The following is a 21,318-nucleotide window of genomic DNA, read 5'->3' on the forward strand; positions in this document are numbered from 1 at the left end:
GGTGACTCCTGGTATCCAGGGAGGAGGGACGCGCCGGAAGCCGTGCGTCGTGGGGGATTCATCGCCCTGACGCCGCAGTGGCGCCCGGGGCCCATCGAGTGGAGGACCACTCATGTCCCAGTACATAAGCCTCTCCGTGGACTTCACCCAAGGTCTCAACGACGCCTGGTCGAAGATCGCGACGTTCGTGCCGAAACTCATCGGCTTCCTGGTCGTCCTGGCCATCGGCTGGTTCGTGTCGAAGATGATCGCCAAGGTCCTCGACCGGGTCCTGCGCAAGGTCGGCTCCGAGAAGCTCGCCGAGCGGGCGGGCGCGGACCGCATGCTGGCGAACTCCAAGTACGACACGACGGGGATCGTCTGCAAGGTCGTGTACTTCGCCCTGCTCCTGATCACCTTGCAGATCGGCTTCGGTGTCTTCGGCAGCAACCCGGTCTCCGACATGCTCAACGGGATCGTCTCCTGGATCCCGCGCGGTGTCGTCGCCATCATCCTGATGGTCGTCGCCATGGCGGTGGCCAACATCGTGCGCGACATCGTCACCAGCGCCCTGTCCTCGATGTCGTACGGGAAGACCATCGGCACGATCGTCTGGGCCTGCATCGTCGCGCTCGGCGTGATCGCGGCCCTCGGTCAGGCGGGCATCGCCACCACGGTCACCCAGCCCGTCCTCTACGCGGCCCTCGCGGCCGGTGCAGGCATCCTGATCGTCGGTGTGGGCGGTGGCCTCATCGGCCCGATGCGGGAGCGCTGGGAGCGCTGGCTGAACACGGCCGAGCAGGAGACGGCCAAGGCCCGCAGCAGTGTCGGCGCCTACCAGGCGGGCCGCGAGGACGCGATGACCAACCAGCCCGTGCGAGAGCGCACGCGTGGCGGGACGGGCGGCTCGGGCAGCCACATGCGCGACGACGACACGGGCAACGACATGCGCGACATGCGCAACGACATGTGACCGGGCCGGGTCTCAGGACCCGGCGGACTCCGGCACCAAGTCGTGCCGCTTCACCAGCCAGGAGATGGCGGTGAGGCGGCACACCGCGTAGTCATGGCCCACAGGCTCCCGCCACCCGTTCTCGGAAAGACCGTCCAGGAACCCCAGGGCGTAGTCGGAGAGGAGCTCCGGGTCCGGCGCCGGCGGCACGAGCCCGGCCCCGCACATCTCCAGACGCTCCCGCACTTCCGCGACATGCTGGTCCACGGCGGCCGTGAAGCCGGGCTCGAAGGCGAACTCGGCGAAGCGCGGCGCGTACGAGGCGCTGATGCGGGCGAGGGGCGACATCTCTTCAGCCTAGGCGGGCAAAATGCCCTGAACAGGGCCTTTCGGCATGCCCTTGGTCACAGCGGCCCGGCTGAGGTCCACCCCCGCGGCCCGACCGAGACCAGGCAGTGGCCGGGCCGCAGCCCGCCGACGCTTTCCGCGAGAGAGGGCCACACTCGGCCGTGACGACACGGCCGGTCAGCACTACGCTCCGCACCACACGGGGTGGTAGTCATGACACGACCAGATCCTTCGGACCGTCGCATCAGGGACAGTCTGGCTCAGGCCGGAGAGCGAGTCGACGCGCGCCTGGTGGAGTTCGTCCGCTGGTATCAAATTCGCTCCCGCGGGGCGCCTGGCGACGAAGGCGCCGGTCGCGACGCGGGTCCGGAAGCAGGAAAGTGGGGCGCGGTCGGGCGCGCCACCATCGTGCTGGGCCTCTCCCAGACCGGCCTGCCTGCTGAAGGGATCATGAGCCTGTATGCCGCCCTGGCTGATGTCGAAGATGCCCAAGCGGCCATGCTTGAGTCGCTCGACAAGAAGGCCTCGCTCCTCCTGGACGGTCCACTGCGCACGGCCCAGCTACTGGTACACGAGGCGGAACGTATCGGCTTGTCCGATCCGCGGTATGTCACCACGCTTCAGCAGGCATGGGATCGATTCTTCGATGCGTACGGCCTGGCGGACTCGCCACAGAGCCGAGCGGTCGTCCAGATGCACTTGGGTCAGATGAGCCTGCTGCTCGACCGGCGCGAGGACGCCGCCCACTGGCTGACGGAAAGCTACCGCTGCGCCCGCGAAGCCATCGAGGTCCTTGCAGCAGCCCCCGACGAGGGAAGCGCTCCATGGAGGAAGTGGGGCATAGCGGCGACCGCGCTCACGTTCCCCCCGGTCGGCATGGCAGTGGTCGCCCGCCGGAAGGTGGGCAAGATCCTGGAAGCGCAGTACGCCCTCCAAGCCGCCTGCTCCTACGTCGAGTTCGTCAACGCGGTCGCGGCCAGTGTCAACGCAGTCTCCCCGCACGCCAACGCCGTCGGACTCAGGGTGGAGCTGCTTCCCCTCAACAAGTTCGCCATTCGGGAGGTGCGAACCGGTCCAGGGCATGGTCCACCGACCTCGCCACCTCGGTGATCCAGGAGGATCCACTCAAGGTGCGCTGTGCCGGAGCACCCTCTCCGCGGCCGTCTCACCCGGCTGATTCACCCGCATGCGGACTCAGTACACCCATGCTGACCAGCACGAACAGAACGATGCCGAGCAGGATCCGGTAGTACACGAACGGCATGAAGCTCTTGGTCGTGATGAACTTCATGAACCACGCAATTACGGCATATCCGACAATGAAGGCGATGATCGTCGCGAAGATCGTCGGGCCCCAGGACACATGCCCGCCCTCGCCCGCGTCCTTGAGCTCGAAGGCGCCGGAGGCGAGGACCGCCGGGATGGCGAGCAGGAACGAGTAGCGGGCCGCTGCCTCGCGGGTGTAGCCCATGAGCAGGCCGCCGCTGATCGTGGCGCCGGAGCGGGAGACGCCGGGGATCAGGGCCATCGCCTGGCAGATGCCGAAGATCAGGCCGTCGCGGACGCCCAGTTCCTTCAGGCTCTTGCGCTCCTTGATGGCGCGGTGCTTGCCGCCCGTCTCGTCGCGGGCCGCGAGGCGGTCCGCGATGCCGAGGACGATGCCCATGACGATCAGCGTCGTGGCGATGAGCCGCAGATCGCGGAACGGGCCTTCGATCTGGTCCTTGAACGTGACACCGAGCACGCCGATCGGGATCGACCCGACGATGACGAGCCAGCCCATCTGCGCGTCGTGGTCCGAGCGCGGGACCTTGCCGAAGAGCGAGCCGAACCACGCGGAGAGGATCCTCGCGATGTCCTTGCGGAAGTAGATCAGCACGGCGGCCTCGGTACCGATCTGGGTGATCGCGGTGAACGCGGCCCCCGGATCGTGCCAGCCCGCGAACGCCGCGGTCAGCCGAAGATGCGCGCTGGAGGAGATCGGGAGGAACTCGGTCAGTCCCTGGACGAGCCCGAGGATGAAGGATTCAAGCCAAGACATGGAAACTGCGCCGTCCAAGTACGGATCATGGGCTGCGGGTGCGGTCATGTGATGGGGATAGGGAAAGTGAGCGCGAGGGGTGATCACTCCCCTGCCGTGGGGCAGCGTAGCGCCACTTGGTTACGAGACAGTGGCAGGGCCGCTGTCCGCGAGCGGCGGACAGGACAAGAAGCGGCGGTGCCGAGGGCGAGTCCTCAGTGACCGCGCAGGTGGTGGCGCTTGCACCACGCCACCACCGCCCCCGCCAGACCCGTCACCGCGATGAAGCCCATCGCGACGAGGAAGGCGGGAGACGTCGGCGTCGAGGCGCGGGCGCCCGCTATGACGTACGCGGCGGTGTTCGGGATCGAGCCGAGGCCGGTGGCGAGCAGGAACGGCAGCCAGCCCATGCGGGAGACCGCCGCGCAGTAGTTGGCGGCCGCGAACGGCACCCCGGGAAACAGCCGCGCCGCCAGCATCGACCGAAAGCCGTGTTTGCTCAGCTGCCCGTCGGCCGCCTTCAGCCAGCGCCCGCGGAGCAGCGGGCGCAACGCGTCCTGCCCCAGCATCCGGCCGAGCCCGAAGGCGATCCCGGCGCCCAGGACCGTGCCCGCGAGCGCCGCGACCGTCCCCGCCTGCGATCCGAACAGGGCGCCCGCCGCCAGATTGAGCAGCGGACGCGGTACGAACGCGGCGGTGCACAGGCCGTACGCGGCGGCGAACACCATCACGGCGGCGGCGCCGCCGAGCTGGCGAAGGCCCCCGTCGGAAAGGAGCCGCTGCGGCTCGAAGAGCAGCACGCACGTACCGGCGGCCGCGAGCAGCATGACCAGCAGAGACAGCCGCGACCAGGGCGAGAGCAGCACCCTGGAGCAGCGCACGGCGAAGCCCTGCGGGCGGGCGGCGGCGGTGTCGAGCATCCGGGGAGACTAACCGACATATGTGTGTGATCGCCGTATGGTGCGTCTCATGAACGTCACAGTCCCGCGCAGCGACTTGGCGGACAGCGTCATGGAACGGCTCACCACGACCTACCCCACGGCGGCCGATCCGGAGCGGGCCGTGGGGGCGCGGGCGTACATGAAGAACGTCGCTCCCTTCCTCGGCGTTCCCACACCGCTGCGCCGCGAACTGTCCCGCACGGTCCTCGCCGGGCTCCCTCGCCCCGACGAGAGCGACTGCACGGCGATCGCGCTGCGCTGCTGGGAGCTGCCGGAGCGCGAGTACGCCTACTTCGCCGTCGACTATCTGCGCCGTCACGTGAAGCGCTGCTCCTCCGGCTTCCTGCCGGTCGTCCGCCACCTCGTGACGACGGTCCCCTGGTGGGACACGGTCGACGCGCTCGCCGCGCACGTCGTCGGTGGCCTGGTCGCCGCCGACCCGAGACTCAAGGCCGAGATGGACGCCTGGATCGGGGACGAGGACCTGTGGGTGGCCCGCACCGCCCTCCTCCACCAGCTCCGGTACAAGGACGCCACCGACATCGAACGCCTCTTCGCCTACTGCCTGCGCCAGTCGGGACACCCCGACTTCTTCATCCGCAAGGCCATCGGCTGGTGTCTGCGGGAGTACGCCAAGACCGATCCGGACGCGGTACGCGACTTCGTCGAGCGGGAACGCGGGCGGCTCGCACCGCTCTCGGCGCGCGAGGCCACGAAGAACCTCTGAGTCCACTGGACTTCACGACCACTGGGCGCACCGCACCGCCTTACATTGCACCGCACCGCACTGCACTGCACGCCGAACCGGACTTCACGGACCACCCGGCGAAAACCATTCGACGTACCCCCGCCCGTCGGCGAAGATCTGCCACATGTTCCGGTACGCCTTCCACACAGCTCCGCCCGCGGTCGCGGGCGCTGCGAAGGCTGCCGTCCTCCTCTGCGCCGCACTTTCTGTCGACGGCGCCCGACGCTGACCCTCCCCGGACACTCCGGCGGACCCCATAGGGGGAGGGTCGGTTCGGCCCCGGGGTCCCCGTCCCGAGCGCGCACGCGACGACGTACGCCCAGGACTTCAGCTTCGAGTTCCCCAGAAGGAACCGCCATGTCCAAGACGGCATACATCCGCACGAAGCCGCACCTCAACATCGGCACGATGGGCCATGTCGACCACGGCAAGACCACCCTGACCGCCGCCATCACCAAGGTCCTCAGCGAGCGCGGCACCGGCAGCAGTACCCAGTACGTTCCCTTCGACCGTATCGACCGCGCCCCCGAGGAGGCGCAGCGCGGCATCACCATCAACATCTCGCACGTCGAGTACGAGACGGACACCCGGCACTACGCGCACGTGGACATGCCGGGCCACGCCGACTACATCAAGAACATGGTCACCGGCGCCGCGCAGCTGGACGGGGCGATCCTCGTCGTCTCCGCGCTCGACGGGATCATGCCGCAGACCGCCGAGCACGTCCTGCTCGCCCGGCAGGTCGGCGTCGACCACATCGTGGTGGCCCTCAACAAGGCCGACGCGGGCGACGAGGAGCTCACCGACCTCGTCGAGCTCGAAGTGCGTGAGCTGCTCTCCGCGCACGGGTACGGGGGCGACTCCGTCCCCGTCGTACGGGTCTCGGGTCTCAAGGCGCTTGAGGGCGACCCGCGGTGGGCCGCCGCCATCGAGGCGCTGCTCGACGCGGTGGACACCTATGTGCCCATGCCCGAGCGGTACGTCGACGCGCCCTTTCTCCTGTCGGTGGAGAACGTGCTCACCATCACCGGGCGCGGAACCGTCGTCACCGGAGCCGTCGAGCGCGGCACGGTACGGATCGGCGACCGGGTGGAGGTCCTCGGCGCGGAGACGGAGACCGTCGTCACCGGGCTCGAGACCTTCGGCAAGCCCATGGAGTCCGCGCAGGCGGGCGACAACGTGGCGCTGCTCCTGCGCGGTGTGCCACGCGACGCCGTGCGCCGCGGGCATGTCGTCGCCGAGCCGGGGAGCGTCAGTCCGAGCCGCCGCTTCACCGCTCAGGTGTACGTCCTCTCGACCAAGGAGGGCGGCAGGTCGACGCCGATCGCCACCGGCTACCGGCCACAGTTCTACCTCCGCACCGCGGACGTGGTCGGCGACGTCGACCTCGGCGACACCGCCGTGGCCCGGCCCGGCGACACCGTCACCATGACGGTCGAGCTCGGCCGTGACATGCCCTTGGAGACGGGGCTCGGCTTCGCGATCCGCGAGGGCGGCCGCACCGTCGGCGCGGGCACGGTGACCGAGGTCGGCTGACGCCCGATGCCCGCCTCCCTCGGGGGATCCAGCCCCGGGGGAGGCGGGCACAATGGAGCGGTGACCGACGACGAACGCGCGGACGAGACCATGGCCGTCATCAAGGACGTGGACCATGGCACAGCCAAGCTGATGCCGGACGTGGACCGGCCTCGCGCCTGGCTGCTCACGGTCGATGGGGCGCCGCAGTCTTACGTCGATCTGGACGCGCCCAAGCATCTGGAGTTCGAGTACGCGCAGCGGCTCGCCCACGTCCTTGACACCGCCGACGATCCCGACCGTCCGCTGGACGTGATCCACCTCGGCGGTGGCGCGCTCACCCTGCCCCGCTATGTCGCCGCGACCCGGCCGGGCTCGCGCCAGGACGTGGTGGAGGCGGACCGGGGGCTGCTCGAACTGGTCGCCGAGCGCCTGCCGCTGCCGACGGGCTCCGGGATCACCGTGCACGGCGCGGACGCCCGGCAGTGGCTGGAAGCCGCGGCGCCCGACAGCACCGACGTACTCGTCGCCGACGTGTTCGGCGGCTCACGGGTGCCCGCCCATCTGACGTCGCTCGCCTACGCGCGCGCCGCCGACCGGGTCCTGCGCGCAGGCGGCATCTACGCGGCGAACCTCGCGGACGGGGCGCCGTTCGGCTTCCTGCGCTCCCAGCTCGCCACCTTCGCCGAGGTGTTCGGGCAGGTCGTGCTGATCGCCGAACCGACCGTGCTGCGCGGACGCCGCTTCGGCAACGCGGTGCTCGTCGCCTCGCGCGAGGAGATCGAGATCGAGGCCCTTGCCCGGCGGGCGGCGGCCGACGTCTTTCCGGCGCGTGTCGAGCACGGGGCGGCGCTGCGCCTGTTCATAGGTGACGCGAAGCCGGTGCGCGACGAGGACGCGGTCGCGTCACCCGAGCCGCCCGACGGGGCCTTCAGTATCGGCTGACGGCTCGACCGGGGGAGCGGGGGAAGAAGCGGGGGAAGAAGCGGGGGAAGAAGCGGGGGAAGTAGCGGGGGAAGTAGCGGGGGGAGAAGCGGTCGCCTTGGCGATCTCCGTCGACGCCGTGCGCCGCGTCAGATTGCGTACGTCAGGGACGAACAGCACGAGCGCCGTCACCACGACCACGAGCGCCGCGCAGCCCCACAGCGAGGCCGAACGGCCGAAGGCGAGCTCCGTGGGGCCCGCGAGCGCCGTGGCGAGCGGGACCATCGCGACCGAGCCGAACCAGTCGTACGCGGCGACCCGCGAAAGCTTCTCCTCGGGGATCTCCTGGTGCATGGCCGTCATCCAGGAGACGCCGAACACCTCGATCGCGACGCCGCTGACGAACATCACCGCTGCAAGACCCCACACCGACAACGGCACCGCGAGCGCCGCCGAAGGCATGGCGAGCGGGAAGACGCAGAGGGTGCCCGCGAGCAGCAGGCGCCGCGGTTTCCACCGCATCATCAGGAACGCGCCGCCGACCGTGCCCGCGCCGAACGCGCCGAGTGCAAGGCCCCAGGGCCCCGCGCCGCCGAGCTCGTCCCGGGCGACCAGCGGCCCGAAGACGGCTTCGGCCGCGCCGACCACCGCCACCACCACGGAGAACTGCGCGACGATCGCCCACAGCCAGGGGCGGCCGATGAATTCCCGCCAGCCCTCCCGCAGATCGGAGAGCAGCCCGCCGCCGGGCGCCCGCGCCGGTATGTGGCTCACGTCAAGGAACGAGCGCAGGGCCGCGGCCACCGCGAACGCCGCCGCGTCCACGGCGAGCACCCAGCCGGGGCCGATCGCGGCGACCATCAGACCGCCGAGCGCCGCGCCACCGAGCCCGGCGCCCTGCATCGCCATGCGGTACAGCGCGAAGGCGCGGCTCGCCTGCTCGCCGCTGACGGTCGACATCAGCATGCCCTCGGCGGCCGGGCCGAAGAACGCCTGGCCGGTGCCGCCGAGCGCGGTGAGCAGCATCATCGACCACAGCGGAGGCGTGCCGGAGATGACGAGTACCGCGAAGACCGCCTGCGAGACGCAGTTGAGCGCGTTGGCCGCGACCATCACGTGGTGGCGCGGCAGCCGGTCGGCGACGGCGCCGCCGATGAGCAGGAACAGCACGAGCGGCAGCGTGCGCGCCGCCGCCACCAGACCGACGTCCCCGCCGTCGCCGCCGGAGTCGAGCACAGCGAACGCCGCCGCGATCAGGGCGCCGTGGCTGCCCAGGTTGGTCACGATCGCGGCGGCGGTCAGCAGGCTGTAGTTGCGCCCGGCCCAGGAGGGGCGGCGCACGGCGGCGGGATGGGTCACCAGGGGACTATCGCCGCCGGAACACCGACTTGCCAAACCGTTTCTCTACGGGCCTATAGGACTACGGGCCGCCTAAGGTGGCGGCTGCTCAGGAGTCGTCGCCGTCGCCGTTCAGCCGTACCGTCTTCAGGATCTTCCGCATCGTCGCGTCCGGGATCTCGTCCTTGACGTCCTTGGCGCCGTACATCGACCACGCGACGTACTCACCCTCGGAGTTCATGAAGGCGAACGTGGTGGCCTTGCCGTTCGTGTCGCACTTGTCTTCCTTGACGACACCGGACGTGGTGGAGGTCACGACGGTGCCCTTGACGCCCGACGTGGTGGTGAACGACTCCGGCTTGCCGATCTTGATCTTCTTCTTGTCGGCCTTCTTCTGGCCCGTGTAGCCGGCGAAGACCCACCACGCGGAGTCGTTGCGCGCGACGTCCTTGGTGTTCTTGGCGCCGTTCTGGCCCTTGGTGCCGACGGCGCCCAGGGCGGCGTCGCTGGCCGTGCCGTCCTTGTCGTCGTCGGAGGAGCACCACTTCGACTTGTAGTACGCGGGCGCGGACATGCCGATGAGCACGCTGCCGTCACCCTTCTCGTTGTCCTCGAAGCCGATGAAGGTGTCGCCGGTCTGCACCTCCCAGTCGGCGGGGACGTCGAAGGCGGTGCCCCACTTGGGGTTCACGACGACCTGCCAGCCCTTGATCGTCGGCTTCGGGCCGCCGCCCGTGCCGCGCTCGGTGCCGCCGCCTTCGTCGCTCGGGCTCGGCTTCGGCTTCGGCTTCGGGGAAGTGGACTTGGCGGGAGCATTCCCCGCCTTTCCGTTCGCCTCGTCGTCCTTGTCACCACCGAGGACGAGGAAGCCGGTCACTCCGGCGGCCACCAGGACGGCGAGCGCCGCGGCGATCGCGGTGACCTTCGTCTTGTTTCCGCCCCCGCCCTGACCGCCGCCGCCCGGCTGGGGCGGCATGGGCGGTGGTGTGGGCGCCGCCCACTGCGGCTGCTCGGGCTGCGAGAAGGAGCCCGAGTGAGGCTGCTGCTGGTATCCCGGCTGCTGATACGGGTTCGGCTGCTGGTACCCCGGCTGCTGGTACGGATTGGGATTCTGGTCCTGCGGGTTCTGCTCGCCCCCGGGCGGCTGCTGTCCTGGCCACATGAGCAGTAACCATAGAGGGGCCTGTGGCCTGATGTCATCGCTGCCCCCGCCGGGGCGTCGGCACATCGGGTCACAAGCCCCACCGGTGTACGAGTCGGCTCAGGACTCAGACGGGTCTTCGTACAGACGCACCGTGCTGAGGATCTTCATGATGGTCTCGTCCGGGACCTCGTCCTTGACGTCCTGGGCGCTGTAGAGGCTCCAGGCGACGTACTCACCCTCGGAGTTCTTGAAGCCGAAGGTGATCGCTTTGCCGTCCGAGTCGCACTTGGTGGGCTGTGGCGTGTTCTTGGACCGTGCCCAGGCGATGCTGCCCTTGATGCCCGACGTGGTGGTGTACGGCTTGGCTTTCTCGTCCGCCGAGATGCTCTTCTTGTCGGGCTGTGTGTAAGCGCCGAACACCCACCACCAGACCGTGTTCACCGCGACCTCGTCGGTGTTCTTCGCGCCGTTCGCCCCCTTGGTGCCAGCAGCCGAGAGGGCCTTGTCCTCGCTCCGGCCGTCCTTGTCGTCGTCGGAGCTGCACCACTTCGACTTGTAGTACGCGGGAGCGGACATGGTGATGAGCGGATCACCTGTCTTGACGTCCTCGAACGCGACGGAGGATTTCGCAGACCTGACCTCCCAGCCGGGCGGTACGTCGAATACCGTTCCGCGCTTGGGATTCACCACGGCCTGCCAGCCCTTCACGGTTGGCTCGGGGCTGTTGTCGGTGCCGCGCTCGTCGCCCTTCTCCGTCGGGGAGTCGGCTGGGCCGGGCTTTCCGGCGGAGGACTTCTGGGGGGCGGCGGAGTCCTTTTCCTCCTTGTCGCCCCCCAGGACGAGGAATCCGGTGACGCCTGCGGCCACCACGACAGCGGCGGCCGCCACGAGGGCGATCACCTTGGTTCTGTTCCCGCCGCCTCCGCCTTGCTGCTGAGGTGCTCCCGGCGCGGTCGGAGGAGTGCCCCACTGCCCTTGCTGCTGGTACGCGTTGGGCTGCTGGTAACCCGACTGCTGGTAGGGGTTGGGTGCTTGGTACCCCGGCTGCTGGTACGGATTGGGATTCTGGTCCTGCGGGTTCTGCTCGCCCCCGGGCGGCTGCTGTCCTGGCCACATGGGGGGCAACCCTAGGGCATCTGCCCTTTTAGACCCTGCGCAGGTGGCCGGCGTAGACGAACTTGCCCTTGATTACCGGGGTGTCTGCATCGATGACACAGCTCTTGTAGCAGATCCAGTAATGCCCCGAATTCGTGCAGCGCCACTTGCTTTTGACCTTTGTCCCTTTGGAGAGGTGGCCTGTGACCCTGGTGCCCGCTGACGGACCGGAGTGGACGGCCGCCCTTTTCTTCGTCTTGTAACTATGGGAGTACTTGCCGCAGCCGGTGATACCTGTCGCGCTGGATGCGGAGTAGTCCGGCGCCGAGGTGGCTGAGGCCGGACTGACGAAGGAGAGGCTGGCCGCGACGAGCGCCGCGGCAATCGCCCAGGACGACGATTTCTTGCTCAAAGTAGACCCTTCTCTGAAGGTGTTTCTCATTCGGGCAACTCTCCCCGGAATTAGACCGGTTGAGTGCGTGGCCCGCGATAAGTTAGTGGGCTGGTTCGAGCGCTGTCAATTGGGACCCTGAAGGGCGAATCGGTTCAAATGGCGAAGGGTCCCGATGTCCTTCTTTCTTCCCGCGAACTGTTACCGCTCCGCGGTGGTGGCCAAAGAACGCTACCCGTGGGTAACATCGCCCCATGAGCGCTGACCAGATGTCGATAGGCGAGATGCTCGCCGCCACCGTGCCGATGGCCCGGACCCTGAACCTCGAGTTCCGCGAGACCACGCCCGAGAAGGCCGTGGTCGCCCTGCCCGATCAGGGCGACTTCCACAACCATGTCGGCGGGCCGCACGCCGGAGCCATGTTCACGCTGGGGGAGTCGGCGAGCGGTGCGATCGTGCTCGCCGCGTTCGGGGAGCAGCTCTCGCGGGCCGTGCCCCTCGCCGTCCGCGCCGACATCGCGTACAAGAAGCTCGCCATGGGGCCGGTGACCGCCACCGCGACCCTCGGGCGCCCGGCCGCCGAGGTCGTCGCCGAGCTGGACGCGGGGCAGCGTCCCGAGTTCCCGGTGTCGATCGCGATCCAGCGCGAGGACGGGGCCGTGACCGGCGAGATGACCGTCGTCTGGACGCTGCGTCCCAATAACTGAGTCGCGTACGGGCGTTGGCTTCCGTACGTTCGTTGAACACAGCGGCGTCACGCCGGCCGGGCTACGGGGGTACCGGCCGGCGTGACGCCGTTCTTTCCGCGTGCTTCGGGCTCTCTCTTGTGACTTCTTCTCCTCCGATTCCCTGGTCTTCCGTTCAACTCATTGACACGAGTCAACGACCGTCATAGTTTTCCCGCCGCCAGTGGGTCGACGTCAGCCAGGGGAGTCGCCGCATGAGCCGCAGGAGAAGAACGGGACGAAACACGTCCGCCTTCGTCGTCATGGCCGCCGCCGCGGCCCTGCTCACACCGCACGCCGCGCAGGCCGCACCGCAGACCGCACCGCAGGACGGGCCCCGCACGGGCGGCGGCGCGCTCGTCCGTACGGACGGGGGCTGGCTGCGCGGCCAAGCCACCGCCGAGGGGCGGCAGTTCCTCGGAATCCCGTACGCACGGCAACCCGTCGGCGACCTCCGGTGGAAGGAGCCCCGGCCTGCCAAGTCCTGGAAGGGCGTGCGCGATGCGGACGCGTTCGGCAACCGCTGTGTGCAGAGCTCCAGTTGGGATCCCGGCTACGAGAATCCCAGCCACACTGAGGACTGCCTCGACCTCAACGTCTACACGCCCGAGGGACAGTACAAGCAGCGTCCCGTCCTGGTCTGGCTGCACGGCGGCGGGCTCACCGCGGGCGCGGGCGAGGACATCGTGCCCGACGCCTTCGCCCGCGACACCGGCACCGTGGTCGTGACCGTCAACTACCGCCTCGGCGCCATGGGGTTCCTCGCCGGGGACGGGCTCGACGGTGAGGCGTCCGACGGCGTCTCGGGCAACTACGGCATGCTCGACCAGCAGGCCGCCCTGCGCTGGGTGCGCGCCAACATCGGCTCGTTCGGCGGCGACCGGCAGCGCGTCACCGTCGCGGGCGAGTCCGCGGGCGGCCGTTCCGTCTGTACCCAGCTCGCCTCGCCCGCCGCCAAGGGCCTCTACCGCGCGGCCATCGTGGAGAGCGGCGCGTACGGGGACTGCGCGGCCCGCGAGCGCAAGGAGGCGCTCACGCAGGGCGCGGCCTTCGCGAAGAAGGCGGGCTGCCCCGACCCGGCGACCGCCCCCGCCTGTCTGCGCGAGAAGCCCGCCGAGGAGATCCTCGCGGCGCAGGCCGGGTTCGACTGGGGTCCGGTGGCGGGCGGCGAATTCCTGCCGGTCCAGCCGGAGCAGGCGTACAAGAACGGGAGCGCCTCACGCGTGCCCGTCCTGAACGGCGCGAACAGCGACGAAGGGCGGCTCTTCGCCTACGGGCAGTTCGACGGGCAGGGCAAGCCGCTCACCGAGGAGCAGTATCCAGGCGCGCTCGCCCAGGCGTACGGCGCCGACCTTGGCGCCAAGGTCCTGGAGCGCTATCCGGTGGCCGAACACGCCTCGCCGACGCACGCGTACGCCGCCGCTCAGGGCGACCGGACGTTCGCCTGCACGGCGCTGCGCATGGACAGGACGCTCGCGGGCCGCGGCCCCGTCTACGCCTACGAGTTCGCCGACCGCACATCCCCGCCCTTCGCCTCGATCCGCGATGCGGGCAGGACGTTCGACTTCGGGGCCACCCACGTCAATGAAGTGCAGTACCTCTTCAAGCACTTCGGGCTCCCGACGCCGCTCAACGCGGAACAGCGGGACCTGGCGCGGCAGATGGTCCAGTACTGGGGTTCCTTCATCCACGGCGGTCCGCCCCGCGCCCACGGCCAGCCCACCGCGCCCGACCAGCGCACGCGGCCGGGCCAGGTGCTCTCGCTGCGCACCGCGTCCGCGGGCGGGAACGAACTGAGCACCGCGGTTGCCCGTGAGCACCGCTGCGACCTCTGGGACCGAGAGGGCTCCGCCCCGGCCGACGACGCCGGGTGAGCGGGTAGGCTGCCCGGCGTGCGCGCTCCGGGGGGATCGCGCACGCCGGGTACAGGCACACCAGCACAGGAGGAACCGGCGTTGCACGTCCAGGAATGGCTGGAGACCGTACCGGCCGTCAGTATCTACGCGCTGGTGGGCGTGGTCATCGGTCTGGAGAGCCTGGGCATTCCGCTGCCGGGTGAGATCGTCCTCGTCTCCGCGGCGCTGCTCTCCTCGCAGCACGGCGAGCTCAACCCCGTCGTCCTCGGGATCTGCGCCACCGCGGGCGCCATCATCGGCGACTCCATCGGATACGCGATCGGACGCAAGGGCGGCCGGCCACTCCTGGCCTGGCTGGAACGGAAGTTCCCCAAGCATTTCAGCGCCGCGAACGTCGGCAGCGCCGAGCAGTCCTTCCAGAAGTGGGGCATGTGGGCGGTCTTCTTCGGCCGCTTCGTCGCCCTGCTGCGGATCTTCGCGGGACCGCTCGCGGGCGTCCTTCGCATGCCGTACTGGAAGTTCCTCATCGCCAACGTCCTGGGCGGCATCATCTGGGCGGGCGGCACCACCGCCGTCATCTACTACATCGGCGTCGTCGCCGAGGACTGGCTCAAGCGGTTCTCGTACTTCGGTCTGGCCATCGCCGTGCTGATCGGCGTCGGCTCCATGCTGCTCGTCAAGCGCCGCGCCAAGAAGTCAGCGGCGGTGCGCGAGGCCGGGAGCGGCGGGGAGTCGGAGCCGAAGGCGGCGGCCGATGCGGTGTCCGTTCCGGCCGCCGACCCCTCTCACTGACCTCACGCGCCTCGCCGGCCTCACTCGGCGTGGGCGTCCCGGTGGGCCTTGGCCAGCTCGACGTACATCGTGCCGTTGAGGGTGATGCCCGCGCGCTCCTCGTCGGTGAGCGGGCGGCGCACCTTGGCCGGTACGCCCGCGACGAGTGAGCCGGGCGGCACGATCATCCCCTGCGGCACCAGAGCCTGCGCCGCGACCAGCGAACCGGCGCCGATCACCGCGCCGTTGAGCACCGTCGCGCCCATGCCGATCAGGCAGTCGTCCTCGACGGTGCAGCCGTGCAGAACGGCGTTGTGGCCGACCGAGACCCGCTCGCCGATCATCATCGGGAAGCCCAGGTCGACGTGGAGGCTGCAGTTGTCCTGGATGTTGCTGTCGGAGCCGACGACGATCGGCCCGCCGTCGGCGCGGAGCACCGCCCCGTACCAGGCGCTCGCACCGGCGTGCAGCGTCACCTCGCCGATGACGACCGAGGTGGGCGCGGTGAAGGCGTCCTGATCGATCTTCGGGTGCTTGCCGCCGATCCCGGTGATGAGTGCCTCGTGGCTCATCGGAACTCTCCATTCGTACGTCGTACGTGTCTCGCGCCTGGCGGAACGGTACGGGACGCGGGCGTGCGCGCAGCCGTGTGGGGTGAAGATCACAGGGGTCCGGGCTCACCGGGGCCCGTGCGGCTGAGTAACGTGAGCGCGTGCCGAAGAACAGGAACACGTTCTCATCCGCGGTCGCCGACTGGCGGCGCCGCGCGACCCAGCGCGCCGTCCACGCGGGCTGGGCGTGGGTGCGGGAGACGGGGGCCGTGACCGCGCGGCGGCCCGGGCGGCTGCGGTTCGGCGCCCTTGGCGAGGGCACGAGGCTCGCCTTCCCGCAGGGGACCGTCTTCGGTGAGCCGTGGATCCGCATCGGCGACCACTGCATCATCGGCGAGCAGGTCACTCTCACCGCCGGGATGATGCCCGACCTTGACCTCGGCCCCGACCCGATCCTGCGCATCGGCAACGGCGTCGTGCTCGGCCGGGGCAGCCATGTCATCGCCGACACGACGGTGACGATCGGCGACGACTGCTACTTCGGGCCCACGGTGTACGTGACCTCCACGAACCACTCGTACGACGATCCGCACACGCCCATCGGTAAGCAGTGGCCGCGCATGGAGCCCGTCGAGATCGGACCCGGCTGCTGGATCGGTACGAACGCGGTGATCCTCCCCGGGGCGCGGATCGGGCGCAATGTCGTGGTGGCCGCAGGTGCCGTTGTGCGGGGCGATGTCCCCGACCACGCCGTGGTGGCCGGGGCGCCTGCCCGTGTCGTGCGCACGTGGGACGCGGATGCGGGGTGGCAGCCGCCGCTTCGGACGCCTGCGCCTGTGCCTATTCCTGACGGGGTCACGCCGGAACAGCTTCTTGCCCTGGGGGAGTTGGGGGAGGGGTGAGTACGGGGCTCTCCCCTCGGGGCGCTGCTAGCTGGCCAGCAATACCGTTCCCACCAGTGCCAACCCCGCCCCCGCCGCCTGCACGCCCCGCAGTCGTTCCTTCAGTACCGCCCGTGCTGCCAGCGCCGTGATCACCGGGTACGTCGAGGAGAGCACCGCGGCCAGGGTGATCGGGCCGTTCTGGGCGGCCAGTGAGTACGTTCCGTTGGCCGCGACGTCGGCAAGGCCCACGAAGGCGAGTGCCGGGAGCGTTGCCCAGATCAACCCCATGCCCGTGCCCTCGGGGAGCGCGACGCCGCCGCGCTTCACCGAGACGAACAACGCGGTCCCGCCCGCGGCCACGTTCGTCACGCGCTGCACGAACAGGGCGAGGAACAGGCCGGTGAGGTTGCTCGACGCCTCGGAGATGAGGGCGAGGACCGCGCCGAAGCCGAAGGCCGCGAGCAGGGTGAGCAGGACGGCCTGCCGCTGCACGGGGGCGCCGCGCAGCTCGGGGCCGCCCGCGAGCACGATGCCCACGATGGCGACGGCGAGCCCGGCGAACTGCGGGACCCCTGGCCGCTCGCCCAGGAAGAGACCCACCGCCACCGGTACGACGACGCCCACGGAGGCGAGCGGTGAGACCACGCTCATCGGGCCGATGGCCAAGGCCTTGTAGAAGGCGAGCATCGCCACCGGGCCGAGGAGCCCGGCGGCCACCGCGAACCACAGCTGCGGGCCCCACTCCGTCCAGCCGCCCGTGGCGACCACGATCACGCCGAGGACGATCACGGCGACGGTCTGCGAGGCGACGACCACGGTGAGCGCGGGGATCCGCCGGGTCAGCAGCCCGCCGCCGAAGTCGGCGAGGCCGTACAGCAGGCTGGTGGCCAAGGCGAACAGTGCGGTCATCGGGGATCCTCGCAGTACAGTGTGGTGAACCTTTAGGTGCACCACACCGTAGTTCAGTATCTTGAACTCTGTCATCCATAATATTGGACGGAATGTGTCGGACCTCGACCAGCTCACTCAGTCGCTCGCGCGCAACCTCAAGCGCTGGCGCTCGGAACGGGGCTTCACGCTCGACGCGCTCGCGGCCCGCGCGGGCGTCAGTCGCGGCATGATCATCCAGATCGAGCAGGCCAGGACCAACCCCAGCGTGGGCATCACGGTGAAGCTCGCCGACGCCCTGGGCGTCAGCATCACCACCCTCCTCGACTACGAACAGGGCTCCCACGTCCGACTCGTGCCACCGGAACAGGCGGTGCGGATGTGGTCGACGGAAGCGGGCAGCAGCACGACCCTCCTTGTCGGGACCGAGGCGCGCGGGCCCTTCGAGCTGTGGGCGTGGAAGCTGATGCCCGGTGAAGGCAGCGACTCCGACGCGCACCCGCCGGGGACCATGGAGCTGCTGCACGTCTCGGCGGGCGAGCTGACGCTCCTCGTGGACGGCGTGGAGCACCTCGTGCCCGCCGGATCGGCCGCGTCGTTCGAGGCGAACCTTCCGCACGGGTACCACAACAAGGGTGCCGACCCGGTGGAGATGACCATGTCGGTGTCGGTGCCGCCGGCACACGCCTCCTCGTACTGAACCCCGAGTCCTGGGTCCCGCCGGGTTTGTTAGCGTGCGGCCATGCGTGCACCCATGGGAAATTTCGACGACGTCCGCCCCGCGCCCGAGGCCCTCGACCTCCTGGTGGCGCCCGTCGCCGAGGCCGTGCGCGGGTGGAGCGGCAGCGTCCCCGCCGAGCAGGTGCTCCACGTCGACACCGACCCGCAGTGGGCCGACACCGCCACCTTCGTGGAGCACTACGGCCAGGACATCCTGGAGCAGTCCGCGAACTGCGTCGTCGTCGCGGGCAAGCGCGGTGGCGAGGCCTCGCTCGCCGCGTGCCTGGTCCTCTCCACGACCCGCGTCGACGTGAACGGCGTCGTGCGCCGCCAACTCGGCGCCCGTAAGGCCTCGTTCGCCCCGATGGACACGGCTACCGGCGAGACCGGCATGGAGTACGGCGGCATCACCCCGATCGGCCTGCCCGCCGACTGGCCGCTGCTCGTGGACGCCGCCGTCGTCGACCTGCCCTACGTCCTGGTCGGCAGCGGAGGGCGCCGGGGCAAGCTCATCGTGCCGGGCAAGGTGTTCGCCGAGCTGCCGAACGCCGTGGTGCTCGAGGGGCTCGGCGTCGCCTGATGCGGGCGGGGCTCAGGCCCCGCACACACCTTCCTCGCGCAGCCGGGCGATGTCGTCAGGGGCGCGCCCCAGTTCCCCGAGGATCCGCTCGGTGTGTTCGCCCGCGGCCGGTACGGGCTCCATGCGCGGGTCGACGCCGCTCAGATTCGCGGGCGGCAGCAGCGCCTGTACGGGGGACGAGCTGCCCGGGACCGCGACCTCCCGCCAGCGCTCGCGCTCGGTGAGCGCGGGGTGGTCGAGGAACTCGGCGACCGAATTGACGCCCGCGTTGGCGATGTTGGCGCGGTCGAGCAGTTCCATCGCCTCCTCGCTGTCGAGTCCGGCGAAGCGCGCGGAGATGATCGCGTCGAGTTCGTCGCGGTGCGCGACGCGGTCGGAGCCGGTGGCGAACCGCGGATCGTCGGTCAGCTCGGGCCGCCCGATGACCTGCTCGCACAGGGCGGCCCACTCGCGTTCGTTCTGCACGGACAGCAGTACGTCCTTGCCGTCGGAGGCGGTGAAAGGGCCGTAGGGCGCGACCGTGGCATGCCGGGCGCCCACGCGTGGCGGCTGCGTACCGCCGTAGCGCGTGTAGTACGCGGGCTGGCTCATCCACTCGGCGAGCGCGTCGAAGAGGGACACGTCGACGGCTGGTGCGCGCCCGGTGGTCGCCCGAGTGAAGAGCGCGGTGAGGATGCCGGTGTAGGCGTACATCCCGCCCGCGATGTCCGCGACGGAGATGCCCGCCCGCACCGCCTCGTCCGGGGTGCCGGTCAGCGAGAGCAGCCCGGTCTGGCACTGCACAAGCAGGTCGTACGCCTTCCGGCCCGCCCAAGTGCCGCTGGTGCCGTACCCGGTGAGGGCGCAGGGGATCAACGAGGGGTAGCGGTCCTGGAGTTCCTCCGAGCCGAGGCCGAGGCGGTCGGCCGCGCCGGGGGCGAGGTTCTGCACGAACACGTCGGCGCCCGCGAGGAGTTCGTGCAGGATCTCCTTGCCCTCATCGGACTTGAGGTCCAGGGTGAGGGACTCCTTGGAGCGGTTGAGCCAGACGAAGTAGCTGGCCTGGCCGTGCACCGTGGTGTCGTAGCGGCGGGCGAAGTCACCGCCGCCGGGGCGCTCGACCTTGATCACGCGGGCGCCGAGGTCGGCCAGCTGACGGGTGGCGAAGGGCGCGGCGACGGCCTGTTCGAGGCTGACGACAGTGATGCCCTCCAGGGGGAGCCGCCCGGCCGGATCGTGGTGCGTCGTCGCCATGACTGCCTCTCGTTCGCGGGTGCTGCCTGAGTCTGTACGACCACCTTGAGTCTGTACCGTCACACAGGACGCCCCGTCATTCGTCCCCGTCATTCGTCGTCGCCCACGACCGCCTTGGACACGAGCCGCCCGTCGGCGAAACAGAGGCGGTAGCCGTCGGACGACATGAAGCGCGTGTTGTAGTACGTGCAGTCCTGGCCGCGCGGCGTCGCGGGTGTGCCGTCCGGTGGGCCGTCCCTGGTGAACTGCGGCAGCCGGGATTCCACCTCGCCGCGCGGCTCCCCGGTCGTCAGGCCCTCGTACACGTCCCGGTCGAGGACCGACCAGACCGAGCTGATCAGGCTGAGGGGGATCATGAGCAGCAGGATCCCGGCGAGCACGGCGAGCGGCGCGAGGACCGCCTGTGTGAGCCGCCGCCTGATCTGCACTCTGGCCAGCTCCAGTTCACGGGCGGACGTGGTCGGCCGGGGCACGTCGGCGGCGCGCGGCGCCGCTCCCGCCGCGGGCAGCTCGGCGGTCACCGCGAAGCCGCCGTCGTCCGTGGGCTCCGCCCGCAGCGTCCCGCCCGCAAGGCGCACCCGCTCGTCGAGGCCGACGAGGCCGCTGCCGCCCGAGGCGACGCCCGGCAGACGCCCCGCCGGCGCCGGGCCGTTCACCACCGTCAGGCGCAGCGTGTCGTCCTCTCGCACGCCCTCTCGCACGCCCTCTTGCACCAGCTCTCGCACGAGGCGGACCCGGACGGCCGCGCCGGGGGCGTGCTTGGCGGCGTTCGTCAGGGACTCCTGGAGTACGCGGTGGACGGCGAGAGCGACCATCGGCGGCAGCTCCTCCGTACGGCCCGACCGTTCGAGCGTGACCTCGACCCCGGAGGCCCGCGCGCGCTCGACCACGGCGTCCGCGCTCTCCTCCGACGGCGCACGCGGCGGCACTTCGTCGTCGGCCCGCAGGACGCCGATGATCTCCCGCAGCCGTTCGGTCGCCGCGCCCGCCGCCTCGCGCAGCTCGCCGACGGCCGCCTGCTGGCGGGCGTCGAGCGTGGGGTCGACCTCCAGGACGCCCGCCTGGACCGCGATGAGCGTCAGGTCGTGGCCGAGCGAGTCGTGCATGTCGCCCGCGATCCTGGCCCGTTCGCGGATGCGGGTGCGGTCGGCGACGGCCTGCTGCTCGTGTTCCATGCGCTCGGCGAGCCGCCATCCGGTGGCCATCAGGTCGGCGTACTGGCGGCGGTAGCGGCCGAGCAGCCAGGGCAGCACCACGCCGATCAGCAGCGTCAGGAGCATCGTGGGCCAGCCCCACAGATCGCTCGACACGACCGCGCACAGCACGAGCCCGGCAGCGGACGCCGCCCCGAAGAACCACAGAGCGGGACGCACCGCGACGCTGCGGCTGCCCGCGAGATATCCGAAGAGGGCGAGCGCCGCCCAGTACACGGGCGTCAGCATCTCCGCGTCCGTCAGCAGACTCAGCGCGACCGGCACGGCAAGGGCCACGAGCGGCCACCGCCTGCTGAACGCCACGGCACCCCCGAGCAGCGGAACGCCCACGGCCGCCACGACCGCGTCACGTCCGTCGAGACCGACGGCGGCCGAGACCGGCGGCGCGCACACCACGAGCCAAAGACCGATGTCGAAGAGCCGGGAAAGCCAGCCGTGTCTGCCGCGCATCCGCCAAGGATCGCCGATCACCCCCTGCCCGCGCCCCCGACGAAAGTAAGG

22 protein-coding genes are annotated in these 21,318 nt (G+C 70.2%); 11 read left to right on the top strand and 11 right to left on the bottom strand.

The window, feature by feature from the left end:
* Positions 1 to 112 precede the first annotated feature (112 nt).
* Positions 113 to 952 carry a mechanosensitive ion channel family protein gene (locus tag ACWFRJ_RS36415; RefSeq protein ID WP_453541037.1) on the top strand — a complete coding sequence of 280 codons (840 nt, stop codon included), beginning with the start codon at positions 113 to 115 and terminating at the stop codon, positions 950 to 952.
* A gap of 12 nt (positions 953 to 964) precedes the next feature.
* On the opposite strand, the gene ACWFRJ_RS36420 is transcribed toward ACWFRJ_RS36415, so the two are convergent.
* Positions 965 to 1,279: a DUF6401 family natural product biosynthesis protein gene (locus tag ACWFRJ_RS36420; RefSeq protein ID WP_453541040.1), complete on the bottom strand. Its 315-nt coding sequence runs from the start codon at positions 1,277 to 1,279 to the stop codon at positions 965 to 967.
* 213 nt (positions 1,280 to 1,492) lie between these two features.
* Here ACWFRJ_RS36420 and ACWFRJ_RS36425 point away from each other — a divergent pair, with 213 nt between their 5' ends.
* Positions 1,493 to 2,389 carry a hypothetical protein gene (locus tag ACWFRJ_RS36425; protein WP_453541043.1) on the top strand — a complete coding sequence of 299 codons (897 nt, stop codon included), beginning with the start codon at positions 1,493 to 1,495 and terminating at the stop codon, positions 2,387 to 2,389.
* A gap of 55 nt (positions 2,390 to 2,444) precedes the next feature.
* On the opposite strand, the gene ACWFRJ_RS36430 is transcribed toward ACWFRJ_RS36425, so the two are convergent.
* Together ACWFRJ_RS36430 and ACWFRJ_RS36435 are read right to left on the bottom strand one after the other, a co-directional pair.
* Positions 2,445 to 3,320, bottom strand: a complete 876-nt coding sequence (locus ACWFRJ_RS36430; protein WP_453541045.1) for an undecaprenyl-diphosphate phosphatase — start codon at positions 3,318 to 3,320, stop codon at positions 2,445 to 2,447.
* Positions 3,321 to 3,514: 194 nt separating this feature from the next.
* Positions 3,515 to 4,219 carry a TVP38/TMEM64 family protein gene (locus ACWFRJ_RS36435; RefSeq protein ID WP_453541048.1) on the bottom strand — a complete coding sequence of 235 codons (705 nt, stop codon included), beginning with the start codon at positions 4,217 to 4,219 and terminating at the stop codon, positions 3,515 to 3,517.
* 49 nt (positions 4,220 to 4,268) lie between these two features.
* Between ACWFRJ_RS36435 and ACWFRJ_RS36440 the strand changes: the two genes are divergently transcribed.
* The 3 genes from ACWFRJ_RS36440 to ACWFRJ_RS36450 all read left to right on the top strand — a co-directional run bounded on the left by ACWFRJ_RS36440 (position 4,269) and on the right by ACWFRJ_RS36450 (position 7,448).
* Complete coding sequence (locus ACWFRJ_RS36440) at positions 4,269 to 4,967, top strand: DNA alkylation repair protein (protein ID WP_453541051.1); 699 nt, start codon at positions 4,269 to 4,271, stop codon at positions 4,965 to 4,967.
* Between the two features lie 378 nt (positions 4,968 to 5,345).
* A complete protein-coding gene (gene tuf / locus ACWFRJ_RS36445; protein ID WP_453541054.1) occupies positions 5,346 to 6,524 on the top strand; it encodes an elongation factor Tu in 1,179 nt (392 codons plus the stop codon).
* A 90-nt stretch (positions 6,525 to 6,614) separates the two neighbouring features.
* Complete coding sequence (locus tag ACWFRJ_RS36450; RefSeq protein ID WP_453541573.1) at positions 6,615 to 7,448, top strand: spermidine synthase; 834 nt, start codon at positions 6,615 to 6,617, stop codon at positions 7,446 to 7,448.
* On the opposite strand, the gene ACWFRJ_RS36455 is transcribed toward ACWFRJ_RS36450, so the two are convergent.
* The 4 genes from ACWFRJ_RS36455 to ACWFRJ_RS36470 form a co-directional block, all read right to left on the bottom strand.
* On the bottom strand, positions 7,410 to 8,786 hold the full coding sequence (locus ACWFRJ_RS36455) for an MFS transporter (RefSeq protein WP_453541057.1): 1,377 nt from the start codon (positions 8,784 to 8,786) through the stop codon (positions 7,410 to 7,412). The two genes, ACWFRJ_RS36450 and ACWFRJ_RS36455, sit on opposite strands and share 39 nt — an antisense overlap.
* An 88-nt stretch (positions 8,787 to 8,874) precedes the next feature.
* Positions 8,875 to 9,927 carry a hypothetical protein gene (locus ACWFRJ_RS36460; protein WP_453541060.1) on the bottom strand — a complete coding sequence of 351 codons (1,053 nt, stop codon included), beginning with the start codon at positions 9,925 to 9,927 and terminating at the stop codon, positions 8,875 to 8,877.
* A gap of 99 nt (positions 9,928 to 10,026) precedes the next feature.
* Positions 10,027 to 11,025: a hypothetical protein gene (locus ACWFRJ_RS36465; RefSeq protein ID WP_453541063.1), complete on the bottom strand. Its 999-nt coding sequence runs from the start codon at positions 11,023 to 11,025 to the stop codon at positions 10,027 to 10,029.
* Positions 11,026 to 11,053: 28 nt separating this feature from the next.
* Positions 11,054 to 11,416, bottom strand: coding sequence for a hypothetical protein (locus tag ACWFRJ_RS36470; protein ID WP_453541065.1), 363 nt, complete (start codon positions 11,414 to 11,416; stop codon positions 11,054 to 11,056).
* Between the two features lie 233 nt (positions 11,417 to 11,649).
* Here ACWFRJ_RS36470 and ACWFRJ_RS36475 point away from each other — a divergent pair, with 233 nt between their 5' ends.
* The 3 genes from ACWFRJ_RS36475 (at position 11,650) to ACWFRJ_RS36485 (ending at position 14,768) form a co-directional block, all read left to right on the top strand.
* The gene (locus ACWFRJ_RS36475) at positions 11,650 to 12,102 is read left to right on the top strand and encodes a DUF4442 domain-containing protein (protein WP_453541067.1); all 453 of its coding nucleotides are present in this window, start codon (positions 11,650 to 11,652) and stop codon (positions 12,100 to 12,102) included.
* A gap of 233 nt (positions 12,103 to 12,335) precedes the next feature.
* Positions 12,336 to 13,994: a carboxylesterase/lipase family protein gene (locus tag ACWFRJ_RS36480; protein ID WP_453541070.1), complete on the top strand. Its 1,659-nt coding sequence runs from the start codon at positions 12,336 to 12,338 to the stop codon at positions 13,992 to 13,994.
* 81 nt (positions 13,995 to 14,075) lie between these two features.
* The gene (locus tag ACWFRJ_RS36485) at positions 14,076 to 14,768 is read left to right on the top strand and encodes a DedA family protein (RefSeq protein ID WP_453541073.1); all 693 of its coding nucleotides are present in this window, start codon (positions 14,076 to 14,078) and stop codon (positions 14,766 to 14,768) included.
* Positions 14,769 to 14,788: 20 nt separating this feature from the next.
* Here ACWFRJ_RS36485 and ACWFRJ_RS36490 read toward each other — a convergent pair whose 3' ends face one another.
* A complete protein-coding gene (locus ACWFRJ_RS36490) occupies positions 14,789 to 15,319 on the bottom strand; it encodes a gamma carbonic anhydrase family protein (protein ID WP_453541075.1) in 531 nt (176 codons plus the stop codon).
* A gap of 140 nt (positions 15,320 to 15,459) precedes the next feature.
* On the opposite strand from ACWFRJ_RS36490, the gene ACWFRJ_RS36495 reads away from it, so the two are divergent.
* Positions 15,460 to 16,200: an acyltransferase gene (locus tag ACWFRJ_RS36495; RefSeq protein ID WP_453541078.1), complete on the top strand. Its 741-nt coding sequence runs from the start codon at positions 15,460 to 15,462 to the stop codon at positions 16,198 to 16,200.
* Positions 16,201 to 16,227: 27 nt separating this feature from the next.
* Here the strand turns inward: ACWFRJ_RS36495 and ACWFRJ_RS36500 are convergent, their stop codons facing one another.
* Positions 16,228 to 17,091 carry an EamA family transporter gene (locus tag ACWFRJ_RS36500; RefSeq protein WP_453541081.1) on the bottom strand — a complete coding sequence of 288 codons (864 nt, stop codon included), beginning with the start codon at positions 17,089 to 17,091 and terminating at the stop codon, positions 16,228 to 16,230.
* Positions 17,092 to 17,185: 94 nt separating this feature from the next.
* On the opposite strand from ACWFRJ_RS36500, the gene ACWFRJ_RS36505 reads away from it, so the two are divergent.
* Together ACWFRJ_RS36505 and ACWFRJ_RS36510 are read left to right on the top strand one after the other, a co-directional pair.
* The gene (locus ACWFRJ_RS36505; protein WP_453541084.1) at positions 17,186 to 17,770 is read left to right on the top strand and encodes a helix-turn-helix domain-containing protein; all 585 of its coding nucleotides are present in this window, start codon (positions 17,186 to 17,188) and stop codon (positions 17,768 to 17,770) included.
* A gap of 42 nt (positions 17,771 to 17,812) precedes the next feature.
* On the top strand, positions 17,813 to 18,370 hold the full coding sequence (locus tag ACWFRJ_RS36510) for a YbaK/EbsC family protein (RefSeq protein ID WP_453541087.1): 558 nt from the start codon (positions 17,813 to 17,815) through the stop codon (positions 18,368 to 18,370).
* 12 nt (positions 18,371 to 18,382) lie between these two features.
* Here the strand turns inward: ACWFRJ_RS36510 and ACWFRJ_RS36515 are convergent, their stop codons facing one another.
* Complete coding sequence (locus ACWFRJ_RS36515) at positions 18,383 to 19,603, bottom strand: CaiB/BaiF CoA transferase family protein (RefSeq protein ID WP_453541090.1); 1,221 nt, start codon at positions 19,601 to 19,603, stop codon at positions 18,383 to 18,385.
* 89 nt (positions 19,604 to 19,692) lie between these two features.
* Positions 19,693 to 21,267, bottom strand: coding sequence for a sensor histidine kinase (locus ACWFRJ_RS36520; RefSeq protein ID WP_453541092.1), 1,575 nt, complete (start codon positions 21,265 to 21,267; stop codon positions 19,693 to 19,695).
* Positions 21,268 to 21,318: the final 51 nt, after the last annotated feature.

The organism is Streptomyces sp. NPDC055239 (genome assembly GCF_053606205.1).

Coding starts and splice junctions, on each gene's coding strand:
- ACWFRJ_RS36500 (WP_453541081.1), bottom strand. CDS start 17,091: ATGACCGCACTGTTCGCCTTGGCCACCAGCCTGCTGTACGGCCTCGCC.
- ACWFRJ_RS36475 (WP_453541067.1), top strand. CDS start 11,650: ATGAGCGCTGACCAGATGTCGATAGGCGAGATGCTCGCCGCCACCGTG.
- ACWFRJ_RS36415 (WP_453541037.1), top strand. CDS start 113: ATGTCCCAGTACATAAGCCTCTCCGTGGACTTCACCCAAGGTCTCAAC.
- ACWFRJ_RS36465 (WP_453541063.1), bottom strand. CDS start 11,025: ATGTGGCCAGGACAGCAGCCGCCCGGGGGCGAGCAGAACCCGCAGGAC.
- tuf (WP_453541054.1), top strand. CDS start 5,346: ATGTCCAAGACGGCATACATCCGCACGAAGCCGCACCTCAACATCGGC.
- ACWFRJ_RS36510 (WP_453541087.1), top strand. CDS start 17,813: ATGCGTGCACCCATGGGAAATTTCGACGACGTCCGCCCCGCGCCCGAG.
- ACWFRJ_RS36490 (WP_453541075.1), bottom strand. CDS start 15,319: ATGAGCCACGAGGCACTCATCACCGGGATCGGCGGCAAGCACCCGAAG.
- ACWFRJ_RS36420 (WP_453541040.1), bottom strand. CDS start 1,279: ATGTCGCCCCTCGCCCGCATCAGCGCCTCGTACGCGCCGCGCTTCGCC.
- ACWFRJ_RS36460 (WP_453541060.1), bottom strand. CDS start 9,927: ATGTGGCCAGGACAGCAGCCGCCCGGGGGCGAGCAGAACCCGCAGGAC.
- ACWFRJ_RS36515 (WP_453541090.1), bottom strand. CDS start 19,603: ATGGCGACGACGCACCACGATCCGGCCGGGCGGCTCCCCCTGGAGGGC.
- ACWFRJ_RS36430 (WP_453541045.1), bottom strand. CDS start 3,320: ATGTCTTGGCTTGAATCCTTCATCCTCGGGCTCGTCCAGGGACTGACC.
- ACWFRJ_RS36480 (WP_453541070.1), top strand. CDS start 12,336: ATGAGCCGCAGGAGAAGAACGGGACGAAACACGTCCGCCTTCGTCGTC.
- ACWFRJ_RS36520 (WP_453541092.1), bottom strand. CDS start 21,267: ATGCGCGGCAGACACGGCTGGCTTTCCCGGCTCTTCGACATCGGTCTT.
- ACWFRJ_RS36440 (WP_453541051.1), top strand. CDS start 4,269: ATGAACGTCACAGTCCCGCGCAGCGACTTGGCGGACAGCGTCATGGAA.
- ACWFRJ_RS36435 (WP_453541048.1), bottom strand. CDS start 4,219: ATGCTCGACACCGCCGCCGCCCGCCCGCAGGGCTTCGCCGTGCGCTGC.
- ACWFRJ_RS36425 (WP_453541043.1), top strand. CDS start 1,493: ATGACACGACCAGATCCTTCGGACCGTCGCATCAGGGACAGTCTGGCT.
- ACWFRJ_RS36450 (WP_453541573.1), top strand. CDS start 6,615: ATGGCCGTCATCAAGGACGTGGACCATGGCACAGCCAAGCTGATGCCG.